Raw genomic sequence first — 17,459 nt, forward strand, 5'->3', positions numbered from 1 at the left:
TTCAGTTTCGAACTCTTGCCGGGGCAACGGACTCCGCGTTAGCTTCTCGCCCATGACAATCAGCCCCGCACATGCAATGGGCGGGGGCGGCGGCGGCCGCGTAGTTGGTGGCGGCCGCCGCCGCCCCCGACCATTGCATGTGCGGTGCTGATTGTCATGGGCGAGAAGCTAACGCGGAATCCGTTGCCGCCGCAAGAGTTCGAATCTGAACTTTCGGCTACCCGCTACCCGTGTTTAGCCGAGGCGGCCGCACGCGAGTACGAAAGAGCCCGCGCGATATCGATCACGCGGGCTCTTTCGTTGGGCCGGCCTAAACGTCGTAGTACAGGGCGAACTCGTACGGGTGCGGCCTGATCTGCACCGGCAGGATCTCGTTCTCGCGCTTGAAGCTGATCCACGTCTCGATCAGGTCGGGCGTGAAAACGCCGCCCTCGGTGAGGTATTCGTGGTCCTCTTCCAGCCGGTCGATCACCGCGGACAGCTGGGTGGGCGCCTGCGGGATGTTTGCGGCCTCCTCCGGCGGCAACTCGTAGAGGTCCTTGTCGACCGGGGCTTGCGGCTCGATCTTGTTCTTGATGCCGTCGAGCCCTGCCATCAGCATCGCCGAGAACGCCAGGTACGGGTTGCCCGAGGAGTCGGGGCAACGGAACTCGAGCCGCTTGGCCTTCGGGTTGCTGCCGGTGATCGGGATGCGGACGCAGGCCGACCGGTTGCGCTGGCTGTAGACCAGGTTGATCGGCGCCTCGTAACCGGGGACCAGCCGCTTGTAGGAGTTGACGGTCGGGTTGGTGAACGCCAGCAGCGACGGCGCGTGGTGCAACAGGCCGCCGATGTAGTGGCGGGCGGTGTCCGAGAGTCCGGCGTAGCCGGTCTCGTCGTACATCAGCGGGCTGCCGTCCTTCCACAGCGACTGGTGGGTGTGCATGCCGGAGCCATTGTCACCGAACAGCGGCTTGGGCATGAACGTGACGGTCTTGCCGGCCTGCCACGCCGTGTTCTTGACGATGTACTTGTACAACTGCATGTCGTCGGCGGCGTGCAGCAACGTGTTGAACTTGTAGTTGATCTCGGCCTGCCCGCCGGTGCCCACCTCGTGGTGGCCCTTCTCCAGGCTGAAGCCGGCCTTGATCAAGTTCGACAGCATGTCGGCGCGTAGGTCGACGTAGTGGTCGACCGGGGCGACCGGGAAGTAGCCGCCCTTGGGGCGGACCTTGTAGCCGCGGTTGGGGGTGCCGTCGTTCTCGGTCGGCTCGCCGGTGTTCCACCAGCCCGAGATCGCGTCGACCTCGTAGAAGGAGCCGTTGGTGCGCGAGTCGAAGCTCACCGAGTCGAAGATGTAGAACTCGGCCTCGGCGCCGAAGTAGGCGGTGTCAGCGACACCGGTGCTGATCAGGTAGTTCTCCGCCTTGCGGGCGATGTTGCGCGGGTCGCGCGAGTACGGCTCGAGGGTGAACGGGTCGTGCACGAAGAAGTTCAGGTTCAGCGTCTTGTGTTCGGTGAACAGGTCGATCTGCGCCGTCGCGGGGTCGGGGAGGAGCAGCATGTCGGACTCGTGGATGGACTGGAATCCGCGAATCGACGAGCCGTCGAAGGCCAGCCCGTCCTCGAAGACGCTCTCATCGAAAAACGAAACCGGAATCGTGAAGTGCTGCATGATGCCTGGCAAGTCACAGAACCGGACGTCGACAAACTCGACGTTCTCGTCCTTGACGAGTTTGAAGACGTCGTCGGGCGTCGTTTCCGTCACAGAAATGCTCCTTTACTTGGTGAGATCCGCGGCCTGACGCTATGGAGCAGATGTTGCCCGGCAGTCAACCCCGTGTTGCGCGCAGGTTACGCGACCGGTGTCGTCCGCAAAAGAGGCGGCACCGGCGGCGGTTCTATTGTGGGGCCATGGATCGCAAGATCGTATCTGGTCCCGCGCCCGGGCGCAGCGTTGTCTCCCCGCCCCGGGCCGTGCAGGTCGGGGAGTCGCGCGCCGGTCACGGCCGATGACGCCGGAATCGCGGTCCGCATACCCGGGCGAGAGGCTGGGCCTGCCGGAAAACGGATCGGGGTCACTGGCCCCGATGGGACGGCGGCTGGGTGCACTGATGATCGATTGGCTGATGTCCTACGGCCTGGCGGCGCTGGCCCTGCGCTTCGGCGCCTTTTCCGAACACACGCTGGCGACGGCCGTGTTGGCGATCTGGTTCGCGCTCGGTGTGGTCTCGTTGCGGCTGTTCGGCTTCACACCTGGGCAACTGATTCTGGGTCTGCGGGTAGTCACGGTCGACGGGCCGGGGGCGGTCGGCATCGTCCGGGCGGTGGCGCGGGGCGTGCTCGTCGGAACGGTCGTCCCGGCGTTGTTCACCGACTGGGACGGCCGTGGCCTGCAGGATCGGCTGACGGCCACGGCGGTGGTGCGCCGCTGAGACCAACGGCTGACTCATATGGCGGCGACCCGCGGCGCCCGGCTTCGCCGCGCTTACGATCGCCGCTGACTCAGATGGCGGCGACCCGCGGCGCCCGGCTTTGCCGCGCTTGCGATCGCCGCTGACTCCGATGGCGGCGACCCGCGGCGCCTACTTGCGGCGGACGGTGCGCTGCACCCCGCGCATCTTGCCGGCGTTGGGCAGCGGTCCCTTCGGCAGGACGGCGGCGCCGGCCCGCGTTCCCAGCGCGGCCAGCCGCGACTCCAGCGTGTCCATCTGTTTGACGGTGATGTTGGCCGGCAGGCGGTTGAGATGGCGCTCCAACTTGGACAGCGGAACCTCGTCATCCCCGTTGCCGACGACGAGGTCGTAGATCGGCACGTCGCCGATCAGCCGCGCAGTGCGCTTCTTCTCCTGGGCCAGCAGCGGCCGGACCCGAGCCGACGACCCTTCCGCGACCAGGATGACGCCGGGTCGGCCGATGACCCGGTGCACCGCGTCGAGGTGGCCGGTCGCGGCCACGCCGGGGGTCACCCGCCACTTGCCGCGCAGGTTGTCCAAAGCCCATGCGGCCGCGCCGGTTTGGCCCTCTGCTTTGCTGTAGATGCTCTTCTGGGCGCGCCGGCCGAACACGATGAAGGCCGCCAGCGCGCCCAGCACGACGCCCAGCGGGATCAGGGTGATCATCGTCAGCCCGCCGGCCCACACACCGACCGCCACCGCGGCTGCCACGATCACGACGAAGGCGCCGATCATGTAGGGCAGCAGCCGCTTGTCCTCGCGACGCTGAAGGTTGAACGCCTGCCACAACTGGGCGCGGCGCTCCTTCGCGGCGGCCTTGCGCGCGGCCTGCGCCTGCGCCCGGGCGGCCTTGTTCTCAGCGGCGGTGCGGGATTTAGCCATAGTCAAAGAATACGTACCGGCGGCGCCGCCATGGCGGCGCGGCATCGTCAGGCGCGGGTGCGCGCGGCTTGCTCGTAGAGCCGGCCCGCCCGGTAGGACGACCGCACCAGCGGCCCGGCCAGCACCCCGGAGAAGCCCAGCCCCTCGGCGTGCCGGGCGAACTCGACGAACTCCTCGGGTCGCACCCAGCGCTCGACCGGGTGGTGTCGCGTCGACGGACGCAGGTATTGGGTGATGGTGACGATGTCGCAGCCCGCGCCCCGCAAGTCGGCCAGGGCGGTGCGCACCTCGTCGGTCGTCTCACCGAGTCCAAGGATGAGGTTGCTCTTGGTGACCAGCCCGGCGTCGCGCGCCGCGGTGATGACGTCGAGGCTGCGCTGGTAGCTGAAGGCCGGCCGGATCCGCTTGAAGATGCGGGGCACGGTTTCCACGTTGTGGGCCAACACTTCCGGTCGAGACTCGAACACCTCGGCGAGCCGTGCCGGCTCGCCGTTGAAGTCGGGGATCAACAGCTCGACGCCCGTCGACGGGTTGAGCTCCTTGATCGCGCGCACCGTCTCGGCGTACAGCCAGGCTCCGCCGTCGGGCAGGTCGTCGCGGGCCACCCCGGTGATGGTGGCGTAGCGCAGCCCCATGGTTTGCACGCTGTCGGCGACGCGCCTCGGCTCGTCGCGGTCCAGGGCGGCCGGCTTCCCGGTGTCGATCTGGCAGAAGTCGCAGCGCCGGGTGCACTGTTCACCACCGATGAGGAAGGTGGCTTCGCGGTCCTCCCAGCATTCGAAGATGTTGGGGCAGCCGGCCTCTTCGCAGACCGTGTGCAGCCCTTCGCGGCGGACCAGGCCCTTCAACTGGGTGTATTCGGGTCCCATCCGGGCCCTGACCTTGATCCACGGCGGCTTGCGTTCGATCGGGGTTTGCGCGTTGCGGACCTCGAGGCGCAGCAGTTTGCGTCCTTCGGGTGCGACAGTCACATGGCCGATGCTACGCGCGTGCCGGGGTGTTCCCGGACCGGCAGGGTGCCGTCCAGGGCGGCGCAGACGGCGTCGGCGACGGCCGCGCGGACGTCGTCGACCGCCACCGGGCGCCCCAGCTCCGCCGACAAGGACGTCACGTCGGCGTCAGTGATCCCGCACGGGACGATGGTGGCGAACGCGCCGAGGTCGCAGTCACAGTTGAGCGCGAACCCGTGCAGGGTGGTCGCCCGTGAGACTCGGACGCCGATCGCGGCGACCTTGCGGTCGGGCCGACCGGCGGAGCCCGGCACCCAAACGCCGGACCGGCCGTGCACGCGGCACGTGTCCAGGCCCAGGTCGGCGCACACCTTGATCAGCGCCTCCTCCAGGCGCCGGACGTAATTCACCACGTCGAGCGGTTCGCGCAGGCCGATGATCGGATAGCCGACGAGTTGCCCGGGGCCGTGCCAGGTGATCTTGCCGCCGCGGTCGGTGTCCACGACCGGTGTGCCGTTCACCGGTCGCTCGTGCGGCTCGGTGCGCCGCCCCGCGGTGTAGACCGGCGGGTGCTCGAGCAGCAGGAGGGTGTCGGCGCCGCCGGCGACCCTGGCGTCGGCCAGCTCTCGCTGCAGCTGCCAGGCGGTGCGGTACTCGACGGTTCCGAGCTGGCGGACCTCGATCGCGGCCCGGCTGGACCGGATGGAATCGATCACGTTCGCGACGGTACTCGCCGGGCGTTGACGCCGCGACGCGCCCTCAGTCACGCTGGCGCGACGTTGAGCCGCGTCGGGCACGCTGGGGTGACTATCGGCGGCGTGACAGCGCGAGCGCGGGGACCGCTAGACCGCTAGTCGTGGTCGCGGCGGGCGGTGGCGTAGTCGAGCGCCTCGCCAATGGTGTTGTGGTGGAACTGGAACCCGGCCCGCTCCAGCGCCGACGGGATGGCCCGCTGGCCGATGAGCACGCCCTCGTCGGCGAACTCGCCCAGCGCGGCGCGCACCGCGAAGCCCGGCACCATGAACGGGGTCGGGCGGTTCACCGCGCGACCGAAGGCGGTGGTGAATTCGGCGTTGGTGACCGGCGCGGGACCTGTCATGTTCACCGGGCCCGACAGCGCGGTGTTGGAGATGGCGAAGAGCAGCGCGCGCACCTCGTCTTCCAGGGTGATCCAGGACATGTACTGGCGGCCACTGCCGAGCCGGGCGCCGAGGCCCGTCCGGAACAGCGGCCGCAACCGCCCCAGCGCGCCGCCCGCGGGGGAGAACACCAGCCCGGTGCGGGCCAGCACCACCCGGGCGCCGCCGTATTGCGCCGGCAGCGTGGCGGCTTCCCAGTCCTCGCACAGCTGGGCGAGGAAACCCTTTCCGGCGCGGTCGTTTTCGTCGACCACCCGATCCTTGGTGTTGCCGTAGTAGCCCACCGCGCTGGCGTTGACCAGGGTCGCCACCCCGGCGTCGGCGACGGCGTGCGCCAAGACCTCGGTGGGGGCGATGCGGCTGTCCCGCAAGCCCTGCTTGAAGGCGCCCGACCAGCGCCGCTGCCCGACGTTGACACCGCAGAGGTTGACGACGGCGTCCACGGCGCTGATCCCGTCGACGTCGAGTTCGCCGCTCTCGGGGTTCCAGTGCAGTTCGTCGGAATTCGACGGTGCCCGGCGCACGATGCGCAGCACCCGGTGGTCGGCGGCACGCAGCGCCGCGGTCAGGGCGGATCCGATCAGGCCGGACGAACCCGCGATCGCGATGACGGGCTTCGCCACGGTTCGCCAGCCCCCTAAAGACCCAAGTCGGCCTCGAACGCGCCCTCTTCGAGCCGGTGCTTGATCGTGGTGAGGAAGCGCCCGGCGTCAGCGCCGTCGATGAGCCGGTGGTCATACGTCAGCGGGAGGTAACAGATGGACCGGACGCCGATCGACTCATTGCCGAATTCGTCGACGATCACCCGGGGCCGCTTCACGATGGCGCCGGTGCCCAGCATGGCGGCCTGCGGCGGGACCAGGATGGGGGTGTCGAACAGCGCGCCCTGGCTGCCGATGTTGGTGATGGTGAACGTGCCACCGGACAGCTCGTCGGGCTTGAGGTCCCCCGACCGGGCGCGCGCGGCGATGTCGGCGATGGCCCGGGCCAGACCGGCCAGCGACAGATCGCCGGCGTTGTGGATGACGGGGGAGAGCAGGCCCTGATCGGTGTCGACGGCGAAGCCGAGGTGCTCGGCGTCGTAGTAGGTGATCTCCTTGGTCTGCTCGTTGTAGCTGGCGTTGATGTTGGGGTGAATCTTCAGCGCGTCGATCACCGCCCTGGCGATGAACGGCAGGAAGGTCAGGTTCACCCCCTCCCGCTCGGCGAACGCGGACTTCGCCCTGGCCCGCAGACCGACGATCCGGGTCATATCGACCTCATGGGTCTGGGTGAGCTGGGCGGTGGCCTGCAGGGATTCCCGGGTCTTGTTGGCGGTGAGCTGGCGGATCCGGCTGGCCTTCTGCGTGGTGCCGCGCAGGTGCGCCAGCGCCGGTGCCGGGGCGGGCGCGGCCGGCTGAGCCGCCTTGCCGTCGACGGCCGGCGCCTGCGGCGGCGCGGCCGCCTTCTGGGGCTGGCTCTGGCGTTGCTTCTCCTCCGCCGCCGCGAGCACGTCTTGCTTGCGGATGCGGCCACCGACCCCGGTGCCGGTCACCTGCGCCAGATCGATGTCGTGCTCGGTGGCGAGCTTGCGCACCAGCGGGGTGACGTAGGGCGACCCGTTCGGGGCCGAGCCGGTGGGCTCGGCCGCCGGCTGCGCCTGCGCCGGTTGGGGTTTCGGTGCGGGCGCCGGTTCGGGCTGGGCGATCGGTTGCGGCTCGGGCTTCGCCTCGGCCTTGGGGGGTTCCGGCGCCGGCTCGGGCTTGGGTTCCGGCTTGGGCGCGGGCGGGGGAGCGGACGCGGCCTGGGCGCCGCTGCCGATCCGGGCCAGCTCGCCGCCGACCGGCACGGTCGCGTCTTCCTCGGCGGTGATGCTGACCAGGACGCCGGCCACCGGCGACGGGATCTCGGTGTCCACTTTGTCGGTGGACACCTCGACCAGCGCGTCGTCGACCTGGACGGAGTCGCCGACCTTCTTCAGCCAGCGGGTCACCGTGCCCTCGGCTACCGACTCGCCGAGCTCCGGCATCAACACCGGCGTCGCGTCGCCGCCACCGGAACTCGCCCGGGCGGGCTCGGGCTCCGGCGGGGCCGCCTGGGGCTCGGGCTCGGGCTCGGGCTCGGACTCGGGCTCCGGCGGGGCGGCCTCGGCCTGCGGTTCGGGCTCGCTGGGCGCCTGCGGGGCCGCCTGCGAACCGCCGCCCCCCGAACCGCCCTCTGCCGAGTCGCCGATGACGGCCAGTTCGCCGCCCACCTCCACGGTGTCGTCTTCCTGGGCGACGATCTTCGTCAGCACACCGGCCGCGGGCGACGGGATTTCGGTGTCGACCTTGTCGGTGGACACCTCGACGAGGGGTTCGTCGAGTTCGACCGTGTCGCCTTCCTGCTTGAGCCAGCGGGTGACCGTCCCCTCGGTGACGCTTTCACCGAGTGCCGGCATCTGGACGGAGAAGGCCATCTTTTCTGACTCCTCGATCGCTCGTGGGTCGGGGCGGGTCGAACATCTCGCTAGCCGTTGGAAAGTAACTATCCGAAACTATCCTGTCACTGCGTCCGCGCCGGCACACATCCAGGGCGGACCGCGCGCGGCTGCCGGGACGGCCCGAACCCCCTTGCTACGGTGTGGCCACTGCAGTTCAAGCGGGGAGGTCGGAGATGCAGGCAACACAACAGCCAACCCAGCACTTCGTGGACAGCGCCGACGGCGCGCGGATCGCGGTCTACGAGGAGGGCAACCTCGAGGGCCCCACCGTCGTGCTGGTGCACGGCTTCCCCGACTCGCACGTGCTGTGGGACGGGGTGGTGCCGCTGCTGGCCGACCGGTTCCGCGTCCTTCGGTACGACAACCGCGGCGTCGGCGCGTCCTCGGCGCCCAAGCCGGTGTCCGCCTACAGCATGGACCGGTTCGCCGACGACTTCGCCGCGGTGACCGGCGAGCTCAGCCCCGGCCGGCCGGTGCACGTGCTCGCCCACGACTGGGGCTCGGTGGGCGTCTGGCATTACCTGAAGCGGCCCGGCGCCGGCGACCGGGTCGCCACGTTCACGTCGGTGTCCGGACCCAGCCAGGACCAGTTGGTCGACTACATCTTCGGCGGGCTGCGGCGGCCCTGGCGGCCCCGCACGTTCGCCCGGGCGATCAGCCAGGCGCTGCGGCTGAGCTACATGATCTTCTTCTCGATCCCGCTGGTCGCCCCGCTGTTCCTGCGGCTGACGCTCTCGATCCCCGCGCTCCGGCGCAACGCCGTGGACAACATCCCGGCCGAGCAGATCCACCACTCGCCGCAGCTGGCCCGCGACGCCGCCCGCTCGGTGAAAACCTATCCCGCCAACTACTTTCGGTCGTTCTCCAGAAAACGGCCGGTTCCGGTCGTCGACGTGCCGGTGCAGTTGATCGTCAACACCAGGGACAAGTACGTGCGGCCGTACGGCTACGACCACACACCGCGTTTCGTCCCGCGGCTGTGGCGGCGTGACATCAGGGCCGGCCACTTCTCGCCGATGTCGCACCCGCAGGTGATGGCCGCGGCCGTGCACGACTTCGCGGACCTGGCCGAGGGCAAGCCGCCCAGCCGCGCGCTGCTGCGCGCGCAGGTCGGTCGGCCCCGCGGCTCGTTCGGCGACACCCTGGTGTCGGTCACCGGCGCCGGCAGCGGGATCGGCCGGGAGACGGCGTTCGCGTTCGCGCGGGAGGGCGCCGAGCTGGTCGTCAGCGACATCGACGAGGCGGCCGTCAAGGCCACCGCCGCCGAGATCGCCACCCGCGGCGGCGTCGCGCACCCCTACGTGCTCGACGTGTCCGACGCCGGGGCGGTGGAAGCGTTCGCCGAGCGGGTCAGCGCCGAGCACGGCGTACCCGACATCGTGGTCAACAACGCCGGCATCGGGCAGGCCGGCGGATTCCTGGACACCCCGGCCGAGCAGTTCGACCGCGTGCTCGACGTCAACCTGGGCGGCGTGGTCAACGGCTGTAGGTCATTCGCGCGGCGGATGGTCGAGCGCGGCACCGGCGGATACATCGTGAACGTCTCGTCGATGGCCGCGTACGCCCCGCTGCAGTCGCTGAACGCCTACTGCACGTCGAAGGCGGCGACCTACATGTTCTCCGACTGCCTGCGCGCCGAACTCGACGCGGCCGGCGTGGGTTTGACCACGATCTGCCCGGGTGTCATCGACACGAACATCATCAACACCACCCGCTTCGACGCGCCCGCAGGCAAGGGCGAACAGGTCGACGGCCGGCGCGGCCAGCTGGGCAAGATGTTCGCGCTGCGCCATTACGGCCCCGACAAGGTCGCCAACGCGATCCTGTCGTCGGTGCAGAAGAAGAAGCCGATCCGGCCCGTCGCGCCGGAAGCCTATGCGCTGTACGGCTTTTCGCGCCTCGCGCCGCAGGGGCTACGAAACTTCGCGCGGATGCGCGTCATCTGACGCTCAGGTGCCGGCCCGCGCCGCGCCCTGACGGCCGGTGAGCAACGCCCCGCCGATCGCGATGAGCCCGACGACCGCCAGCGGGATCGACCACATACGCCGGCTGCCCACCGACGACTGGCACTGCGCCACGTAGTCGGTGTGCGGAACAACCTGGTTCAGGATCGGGATGTTCGCCACGCTGTTGTTGTTCGCGCTTCTGGCCGCGGACAGGTCCGTGGCGACCGCGTTCCCGCAACCGATCGAATGGCCGTTGCCGTCCGAAATCGACACCGGCGCCAAGAGCCCGATCACACCGGCCAGCAGGAGCACGGCGCCCACGCCCAGGATCAACCGTCGCACCGTCACGATCTCGCCTTTCTTCGTACGGGTTTTCGAACGGTGGGAGATTAGCCGCTGTACGGGGCCGGTAAACCCGAAGCCGGCTAGATTCGGCGCCCGGTTCGTGGGTATTCCGCCGCGGTGACCGAGAGGGGGAACAGGCCGTGGTGCTGAGTGCGACGCGGGATATGCCCGTGCCTTGCGAGCGGGTCTGGGAAGTGCTGGCCCAGGGATGGACCTACACCCAGTGGGTGGTCGGCAACAGCCGCATGCGGGCCGTCGACCCGAACTGGCCGGAGCCGGGCTCCTCGATCAAGCACTCGATCGGGATCTGGCCGTTGGTGATCAACGACGCGACGTTGGTGGAGGAGTGCGAACCGCCCCACAAGCTGGTGCTGTGCGCCCGCCTGGGACCGCTGGGCGCCGCGCGGATCACGATGCTGCTGCACGGAACCGCGCAGGGCTGCCGGGTAGAGATGATCGAAGTGCCCGTGCAGGGCCCGATGAAGGCGGTTCCCAACTCCCTCGCGCTGGCCGCGGCCTACCCGCGCAACAAGGAGTGCCTGTGGCGGCTGGCCGCGCTGGCCGAGCGCATGGAGCCGAGCCAGGTGAAGTGAGCGTCCGGGACGCCGCCGACGCCGTCGTCATCGGGGCGGGGCACCACGGGCTGGTCGCCGCCTCGATGCTGGCCGACGCCGGCTGGGACGTGCTGGTGCTCGAGGCGCAGCCGGAACCCGGTGGCGCCGTGCGCAGCGCGGAGCTGACGCCGGGCTACATCACCGACCTGTTCAGCTCCTATTACCCGATGACGGTCGCCTCACCGGCGATCGCGGCCCTGGCGCTGGAGGACCACGGACTGCGCTGGTCGCATGCGCCCGCGGTGGTCGGGCACCCGCGCAGCCCGGACGACGACGACCCGCCCGTCGTCTACCGCGATCCGGCCCGCACCGCAGCGGAATTCGCGCGCCGGGAACCCGCCGACGGCGAAAACTGGTGGCGGGTGGTGGACTTGTGGCAGCGGATCAAGGCGCCGCTGCTCGATGCGATGCTGGCACCGTTCCCGCCCGTGCGTCCGCTGCTGCGGCTGCTCACCAAACTCGGCACGGCTGAGGCGCTTCGGGTCGCGCGGCTGCTGGTGCAGCCCGCCAGCACCATGGCTAGCCAGCTGTTCGCCGGCGAGGCGCCCCGAGTGTTGTTGCTGGGCAACGCGATGCACGCGGACGTTCCGCCGGACGCGCCGATCAGCGGCGCCATGGGATTCCTGATGACGATGCTGGCCCAGGACTGCGGCTGGCCGGTACCGGTCGGCGGTTCCGGGCAGCTGACGGCCGCCCTGGTCAACCGCGCCCGCTCCGCGGGCGCGCGGATCGAATGCAACCAGAACGTCTCCCGCATCCAGGTCCGGGGCGGGCGTGCCGTCGGGGTGACGACGGCCGAGGGGCGCACGATCGCGGCGCGGCGGGCGATCGTGGCCGACGTGACCGCGCCGCGCCTGTTCTGCGACATGCTGCCGCGGGACGCGGTGCCGCCCAGGCTGTTGCGCGACCTCGAGCACTTCATGTGGGACCCGCCGGTGGTGAAGGTCAACTATGCGCTCGGCGGGCCCGTGCCATGGCGGGCCCAGAACCTGCGCGGGGTGGGCACCGTCCACCTGGGCGCCGACGGTGACGGGCTGGTCCGCTGGATGGCGGACCTGAACACCCGGGTGGTGCCCGAACACCCGTTCATGTTGTTGGGGCAGACCACCACGGCGGACCCCAGCAGATCGCCGGCGGGGACCGAAAGTGTTTGGGCTTACACGCATTTGCCGCGTAACGTCGCCGACGACGCGTCGGCCGACCGGCTCGCCGCAGGGGTGGACCGGGTCATCGAGGAACACGCGCCGGGTTTTGGCGCGGCGGTCGTCGACCGGTTCGTGCAACGGCCCTCGGACCTGGAGGCCAGCGACGCCAACCTGCACATGGGTGCGCTCAACGGCGGGACCGCGCAATTGCAGCAGATGCTGATCTTCCGCCCGGCGCCCGGCATGGGCCGGGCCGAAACCCCGGTGCAGGGGCTGTATCTGGGCAGCGCGTCGGCGACCCCGGGCGGCTCGGTGCACGGCGCCTGCGGTCGCAACGCGGCCAACGCCGCGCTGGCCGCCCAGGGCATGACGGGCTGGCCGCGCCGCCAGGTCAAGCGCGCGGTGTTCTCGTTGGTGGCAGGTAAGCGCTAGCTGCCGAGCGTCACGCGGGCGTGACGCTCGGGGTCGGGCGGCGGCGGGCCTGCATATCAGCCGTTCTCGGCGATGTCCTCGAGCACCGCGAACATGGTGCGGGTCGGCACACCCGTGCCGCCCTTGGGCGTGTACCCCCACGGGCTGCCGGTGTTGAACGCCGGGCCGGCCACGTCGATGTGCGCCCAGCTCACACCGTCGGCGACGAACTCGCGCAGGAACACCCCCGCCACCAGCATGCCGGCGAAGCGTTGCCCGCTGATGTTGGACAGGTCGGCCACCGTCGACTTCAGGTCGTCCTTGAGTTCGTCGGGCAGTGGCATCGGCCAGCCGTTCTCGCCCACCCGTTGCGAGACCGCGGCGACCCGGTCGCGGAACTCGTCGCTGCCCATCACCCCGGGGATCCGGGCGCCCAGCGCCACCGTCTGCGCGCCCGTCAAGGTCGACGTCTCGATGAGGTAGTCCGGGTTGTCCTCGCACGCCCGCACGATGGCGTCGGCCAGGATGAGGCGGCCCTCGGCGTCGGTGTTCTGCACCTCGACGGTGATCCCGCCGTACTGCGTCAGCACGTCGCCGGGACGCTGCGCCGTGCCCGATGGCATGTTCTCGGCCATCGGCACGGTGGCGATCACGTCGATGGGCAACCCCAACTGCGCGGCCAGCGTCACCGTCGCGACGACCGCGGCCGCCCCGCCCATGTCGGAGGTCATGTGGTGCATCGACGCAGCCGGCTTGATCGAGATGCCGCCGGTGTCGAAGGTGACGCCCTTGCCGACGAGGGCCACCTTCTTCGCCTGCTTCGGCTTCTTGGCCAGCTTCGAACCCCGGTGGGTCAGCCGCACCAACCGGGGCGGCCGCGACGAGCCCTGCCCGACCCCGATCACGCCGCCGTAGCCGGCCTTTTGCAGCGCCTTCTCGTCGAGCACCTCCACCTCAAGCCCCACGGCTTCGCCCAAAGACCTTGCACGCTTGGCGAATTCGGCGGGAAAGAGGTGACTCGGCGGGGTGTTGACGAAGTCGCGCGCGGTGGCCACCGCGGTCGCCACTGCGGCGCCGTGGGCGCTGGCGGCTTTCGCGTCCTTCGCGGTGGACAGCACGGTGATCTTGCGCAGCCCCTTGTCTTTCGGCGCGGTCTTGCCGCTGCGGAATTCGGTGAACCGGTAGCTGCCCAGGATCAGGCCTTCGACGGCGGCCGAACAGACGTCGACGCCGGGCAGGCCGGCGAGGGTGGTGAGCACCGTCTCCGCCGTGCCCAGCGAGCGCGCGGCCACACCGGCCGCTCGCCGGATCGTGTCGGCGGGCCATTCGGGTCGCGGTTTGCCGAGGCCGATCGCCAGCACGCTGGACACCGGCAGCGACGGCACCACCAGGCGGTGGACCTGCTCGCTGCCGCCCGTGGCGTCCAGTGCGCGCAGGCCGGCCTCGATGTCGGCGACCGCCTCGGCCGGCAGCAGCGACTCGCCGTCGGCGATCGTCGCCCCGGGCCTGTCCTCGTCCCCGGTCGAGACGACCGGCACGATCAGCACCGAGGAGCCCACCCCGCGTTTGGGCAGCGACGTGGCGACGTTGACGGACGGGCTGGCGTAGCTCGATTCGGTGCTCACGGGCATTTACCCTAAACGCCGCAGCCCGGGCCGGGCTCGGCGGCGTCCCGGCCGTGCAGCTCGAAGGCGACGACGGGAGCGTCAAAACCCTTGAGGTCAAAGGGGCCACGCGCCGCCGCCGGCCAATCCGGCAACTGCTCGTGCAGGGCCGCGTCGGCCAGGATCTGGCCCGGGGTCGCCGCCCCGACCAGACGCGCCGCCAGGTTGACCGGACTGCCGAAGTAGTCCCCGTTGATCGCCAGAACGGTTCCGTAGGCGAGGCCGGCACGGACCTGCAGCCCCTCCTCGCGCGCCCGCGGATGGTCGACGAGGTCGGCCGCCGCCCGGGCCAGGCGTTCGGGCGAGGCGCTCACCCACATCACCTCGTCACCGATGAACTTCACCACCCTCCCGCCGTCGCGATGCACCACGTCGGCGACCGTTCCGGCGAATTCGTTGAGCAGGGCCGAAAGCTGTGCGGGGGTGAGCGCGCGGGTGAGCACGGTGAAGCCGGACAGGTCGGCAAAGCCGATGCCGCACACCACGCTTGCGGAGGTGTCGCGCAGGACGCCCTCGAAGTGGGTACGGGCGCCGGTCAGGTGGTGGCGGTGGACGACGTCGATCAGCGCCGAGATCCGCGGGACGAACTCCGCGACCGCGCGGTACGCCTGCGCGGTGGCGAGCTCGTCGTGGGTGTAGGTCATCTGGATGTCCGGCGTCCCGGCCCGGATCGCCGTCGACTCGGCTTCGGCGAGCCGTGCCATCGCGGCGCCGAGCACCCGCAGCAGCCCGAACGCGCCGTCCTCACCCACCACCGTCTTCAAAGCGACCCAGGTGGCCAGCGCGTCGACGTCGGCCTGGCTCAGCGTCGGGACGTCGGGGCCGGCCACGGTCAGGCCGAGCAAACCCCACGCGTGGGCGACCTCGTCGGGGGACAGGCCGAGCTGTTCGGCTGCGGTCGCCATCGTGTGGACCGGCCGTCCCGACCATTGCAGGACGTCCCCGGCGAGCCCGAACAGCCGCCCGCGCCGCTCGGCCTCCGCCATTTCCTCGACGGTGAAGCCGAGTTCGTCGAGGTACTTGATCAGGTCGGCCCGGTCGCGCGCGCGGGCGATTCCGGCGGCCTCGAGCGCTTCGAAGTCCGGGGAATCGACCACCCGCCCAAGTGTGCCAGCACCCGGGATTAGGGTGAACCGTCGTGACCGACCTGCAGCACGGCCCACTGGAAGACCGCCACCGCGACCTGGGGGCCAGCTTCGCCGAGTTCGGCGGCTGGTTGATGCCGGTGTCGTACGCCGGCACCGTCAGCGAGCACAACGCCGCCCGCAACGCGGTCGGCCTGTTCGACGTCAGCCACCTGGGCAAGGCGCTGATCCGCGGGCCGGGTGCCGCCGAGTTCGTCAACGCGACGCTCACCAACGACCTGAGCCGCATCGGGCCGGGCAAGGCGCAATACACCTTGTGCTGCACCGAGTCCGGCGGCGTCATCGACGACCTGATCGCCTACTACGTCGACGACGACGAGATCTTTCTGGTGCCCAACGCCGCCAACACCGCCGCGGTGGTCGAGGCGCTGCAGGCGGTGGTCAGGCCCGGGCTGACGATCACCAACGAGCACCGCTCGTATGCGGTGCTGGCGGTGCAGGGTCCGCGCTCGGCGGACGTGCTGGGCGGGCTGGGGCTGCCGACGGGGATGGATTACATGGGCTACGCCGACGCGACCTACGCGGGCGTGCCGGTGCGGGTGTGCCGGACCGGATACACCGGGGAGCACGGCTACGAACTGCTCCCGCCGTGGGACTCGGCGGGTGTGGTGTTCGACGCGCTGGCCGCGGCGGTCGCCGCCGCCGGCGGCGAGCCCGCCGGTCTGGGCGCCCGCGACACGCTGCGCACCGAGATGGGCTACCCACTGCACGGACACGAACTGGCGCTGGACATTTCGCCGCTGCAGGCCCGATGCGGCTGGGCGATCGGCTGGAAGAAGGACGCGTTCTTCGGCCGGGACGCGCTGCTGGCGGAGAAGGCGGCGGGGCCGCGGCGGCTGCTGCGCGGGCTGCGGATGGTGGGGCGCGGGGTGCTGCGGCCCGGCCTGGCCGTGCTCGCCGGCGAGACGCCGGTCGGGGTCACCACGTCGGGGACGTTCTCCCCGACGCTGCACGTCGGCATCGCGCTGGCGCTGATCGACGCCGACGCCGGCGTCGAGGATGGTGAGCGGGTCACCGTCGACATCCGCGGCCGCGCCGCCGAGTGCGAAGTGGTGCGGCCGCCGTTCGTCCAAGCGAAAACGCGTTAGTGCCGCAGGTTCGGGTGAAAAGCCCGGTCGCAGGCGGATATACAATCAGCCCCATGACCAGCGGCTCCCTCGAGTTCACGGTTTCCCGTTCCGCGCACCCCGCGACCGACGCACAACGTGAATCCATCCTGGCCGAGCCCGGTTTCGGCAAGTACTTCACCGACCACATGGTGTCGATCGACTACGACGACGAGCGGGGCTGGCACAACGCGCGCGTCATCCCGTACGGCCCGATCGAGCTGGACCCGTCCGCGATCGTGCTGCACTACGCGCAGGAGATCTTCGAGGGACTCAAGGCGTACCGCTGGGCCGACGACTCGGTCGTGTCGTTTCGCGCGGAGGCCAACGCCGCCCGCATGCGGTCGTCGGCGCGGCGGCTGGCGATGCCCGAGCTGCCCGACGAGTTGTTCATGGGCTCGCTGTGTCAGCTCATCGCCGTCGACAAGCCGTGGGTCCCCGCGGCCGGCGGTGAGGACGCGTTGTATCTGCGGCCGTTCATCATCGCCACCGAGCCCGGACTCGGCGTGCGGCCGTCGAAGCGGTACCGGTATCTGTTGATCGCCTCGCCGGCCGGGGCGTACTTCAAGGGTGGCGTCAACCCCGTCACGGTGTGGGTGTCGACGGAGTACGTGCGGGCCAGCCCGGGCGGCACCGGGGCGGCCAAGTTCGGGGGCAACTACGCCGCGTCGCTGCTGGCGCAGGCCGAGGCCGCCGCGCAAGGGTGCGACCAGGTGGTGTGGCTGGACGCCGTCGAACGGCGCTTCGTCGAAGAGATGGGCGGGATGAACATCTTCTTCGTGTTCGGCAGCGGCGGGTCGGCGCGGTTGGTGACCCCGGAACTGTCCGGTTCGCTGTTGCCGGGCATCACCCGGGATTCGTTGCTGCAGTTGGCGATTGACGCTGGATTCTCGGTCGAGGAACGCAAGATCGACATCGACGAGTGGCAGAAGAAGGCCGCCGCCGGCGAGATCACCGAGGTGTTCGCCTGCGGCACCGCCGCCGTCATCACCCCGGTCTCCCAGGTCAAGTACGGCGACACCGACTTCACCGTCGCCGACGGTCAGCCCGGCGAGGTGACGATGGCGCTGCGCGACACGCTGACCGGGATCCAGCGGGGGACTTTCGCCGACACCCACGGCTGGATGGCCCGGCTGGGCTGAGCCCCGCCGGCCGAGCGCCCGGTCAGCCGGGCGCTCGGGCCCCGGAGCCCGGCGGGCCGGACGCTCGGGGCCGC

General features: G+C 70.4%; 15 protein-coding genes. 6 read left to right on the forward strand and 9 right to left on the reverse strand.

What is annotated here, in order from left to right; genetic code table 11:
- Window positions 1–310: 310 nt before the first annotated feature.
- A complete protein-coding gene (glnA, locus tag BST44_RS25410) occupies window positions 311–1,747 on the reverse strand; it encodes a type I glutamate--ammonia ligase (protein ID WP_083179700.1) in 1,437 nt (478 codons plus the stop codon).
- A 244-nt stretch (window positions 1,748–1,991) separates the two neighbouring features.
- Here glnA and BST44_RS25415 point away from each other — a divergent pair, with 244 nt between their 5' ends.
- Window positions 1,992–2,414 carry an RDD family protein gene (locus tag BST44_RS25415; protein ID WP_083179701.1) on the forward strand — a complete coding sequence of 141 codons (423 nt, stop codon included), beginning with the start codon at window positions 1,992–1,994 and terminating at the stop codon, window positions 2,412–2,414.
- A gap of 150 nt (window positions 2,415–2,564) precedes the next feature.
- Here BST44_RS25415 and BST44_RS25425 read toward each other — a convergent pair whose 3' ends face one another.
- From BST44_RS25425 to sucB, 5 genes are all read right to left on the reverse strand, one after another.
- Window positions 2,565–3,317 (reverse strand): DUF4191 domain-containing protein, encoded by a 753-nt coding sequence (locus BST44_RS25425; protein ID WP_083179702.1) that lies wholly within the window; start codon window positions 3,315–3,317, stop codon window positions 2,565–2,567.
- Window positions 3,318–3,364: 47 nt separating this feature from the next.
- Entirely contained in the window at window positions 3,365–4,288 is a 924-nt protein-coding gene (lipA, locus tag BST44_RS25430; protein WP_083179703.1) for a lipoyl synthase, read from the reverse strand.
- Window positions 4,285–4,983, reverse strand: coding sequence for a lipoyl(octanoyl) transferase LipB (gene lipB / locus BST44_RS25435; protein WP_083179704.1), 699 nt, complete (start codon window positions 4,981–4,983; stop codon window positions 4,285–4,287). Before lipB ends, lipA begins: the two co-directional genes overlap by 4 nt.
- A gap of 134 nt (window positions 4,984–5,117) precedes the next feature.
- Window positions 5,118–6,029: a TIGR01777 family oxidoreductase gene (locus BST44_RS25440; protein ID WP_083179705.1), complete on the reverse strand. Its 912-nt coding sequence runs from the start codon at window positions 6,027–6,029 to the stop codon at window positions 5,118–5,120.
- 14 nt (window positions 6,030–6,043) lie between these two features.
- On the reverse strand, window positions 6,044–7,843 hold the full coding sequence (sucB, locus tag BST44_RS25445) for a 2-oxoglutarate dehydrogenase, E2 component, dihydrolipoamide succinyltransferase (RefSeq protein WP_083179706.1): 1,800 nt from the start codon (window positions 7,841–7,843) through the stop codon (window positions 6,044–6,046).
- A gap of 197 nt (window positions 7,844–8,040) precedes the next feature.
- On the opposite strand from sucB, the gene BST44_RS25450 reads away from it, so the two are divergent.
- Window positions 8,041–9,813: an SDR family oxidoreductase gene (locus tag BST44_RS25450; RefSeq protein WP_083179707.1), complete on the forward strand. Its 1,773-nt coding sequence runs from the start codon at window positions 8,041–8,043 to the stop codon at window positions 9,811–9,813.
- 3 nt (window positions 9,814–9,816) lie between these two features.
- Here the strand turns inward: BST44_RS25450 and BST44_RS25455 are convergent, their stop codons facing one another.
- Window positions 9,817–10,161 (reverse strand): hypothetical protein, encoded by a 345-nt coding sequence (locus BST44_RS25455; protein ID WP_040623613.1) that lies wholly within the window; start codon window positions 10,159–10,161, stop codon window positions 9,817–9,819.
- A gap of 140 nt (window positions 10,162–10,301) precedes the next feature.
- Between BST44_RS25455 and BST44_RS25460 the strand changes: the two genes are divergently transcribed.
- On the forward strand, window positions 10,302–10,751 hold the full coding sequence (locus tag BST44_RS25460; RefSeq protein ID WP_083179722.1) for an SRPBCC family protein: 450 nt from the start codon (window positions 10,302–10,304) through the stop codon (window positions 10,749–10,751).
- The gene (locus BST44_RS25465; protein WP_083179708.1) at window positions 10,748–12,349 is read left to right on the forward strand and encodes a phytoene desaturase family protein; all 1,602 of its coding nucleotides are present in this window, start codon (window positions 10,748–10,750) and stop codon (window positions 12,347–12,349) included. Before BST44_RS25460 ends, BST44_RS25465 begins: the two co-directional genes overlap by 4 nt.
- 56 nt (window positions 12,350–12,405) lie before the next feature.
- On the opposite strand, the gene BST44_RS25470 is transcribed toward BST44_RS25465, so the two are convergent.
- Window positions 12,406–13,953 (reverse strand): leucyl aminopeptidase, encoded by a 1,548-nt coding sequence (locus BST44_RS25470; protein ID WP_142274693.1) that lies wholly within the window; start codon window positions 13,951–13,953, stop codon window positions 12,406–12,408.
- An 11-nt stretch (window positions 13,954–13,964) separates the two neighbouring features.
- Complete coding sequence (locus BST44_RS25475; protein WP_083179710.1) at window positions 13,965–15,089, reverse strand: adenylate/guanylate cyclase domain-containing protein; 1,125 nt, start codon at window positions 15,087–15,089, stop codon at window positions 13,965–13,967.
- A gap of 41 nt (window positions 15,090–15,130) precedes the next feature.
- Here BST44_RS25475 and gcvT point away from each other — a divergent pair, with 41 nt between their 5' ends.
- Both gcvT and BST44_RS25485 read left to right on the forward strand, forming a co-directional pair.
- Complete coding sequence (gene gcvT, locus BST44_RS25480) at window positions 15,131–16,225, forward strand: glycine cleavage system aminomethyltransferase GcvT (protein WP_083179711.1); 1,095 nt, start codon at window positions 15,131–15,133, stop codon at window positions 16,223–16,225.
- Window positions 16,226–16,278: 53 nt separating this feature from the next.
- On the forward strand, window positions 16,279–17,385 hold the full coding sequence (locus BST44_RS25485; RefSeq protein ID WP_083179712.1) for a branched-chain amino acid aminotransferase: 1,107 nt from the start codon (window positions 16,279–16,281) through the stop codon (window positions 17,383–17,385).
- The last annotated feature ends 74 nt before the right edge of the window (window positions 17,386–17,459 follow it).

The sequence above is a fragment of the Mycobacterium scrofulaceum genome (assembly GCF_002086735.1).
Classification (GTDB): domain Bacteria; phylum Actinomycetota; class Actinomycetes; order Mycobacteriales; family Mycobacteriaceae; genus Mycobacterium; species Mycobacterium scrofulaceum.